Source organism: Christiangramia aquimixticola (assembly GCF_048285835.1).
In the GTDB taxonomy this organism is placed as follows: Bacteria; Bacteroidota; Bacteroidia; order Flavobacteriales; family Flavobacteriaceae; genus Christiangramia; species Christiangramia aquimixticola.
In genome coordinates, this window is the sequence record NZ_JBLVTL010000063.1 from 1 (window position 1) to 372 (window position 372).

The following is a 372-nucleotide window of genomic DNA, read 5'->3' on the forward strand; positions in this document are numbered from 1 at the left end:
TAAAAAGTGATCCTGAGTACTATAGGGATCCTGTCGTAAAAAGTGGTTTTGCCAAAGGGCACATCGCAGTCAACTATGTCCGCGATGTGCTCGGACTGTTTAAATCCTATAAGACACTGGTTAATCCCTAATTTCTTATTTTAAAACAGCTCGAAAAGGGCTTCTATCTCTACAGGAATATTATCCGGAAGGGAGCCCATTCCAACGGCGGATCGCACTCCTATTCCGTTTTCCTCCCCCCAAACGGCAGCAAATAGCTCACTGCATCCATTGATTACATAGGGGTGCCTTTCGAAGGAAGGCACACAATTCACCATGCCCAATACCTTAATCACTCGCTTGATCTTATTGAGAGATCCGATGTTGGCTTTG

The 372-nt window shown here is 44.9% G+C and carries 1 protein-coding gene; it reads right to left on the minus strand.

The window, feature by feature from the left end; all coding sequences use genetic code 11:
- Positions 1 to 140 precede the first annotated feature (140 nt).
- On the minus strand, positions 141 to 372 hold a 232-nt coding region (locus tag ACNKXV_RS13510), incomplete at its 5' end, for a RidA family protein (protein WP_417908255.1).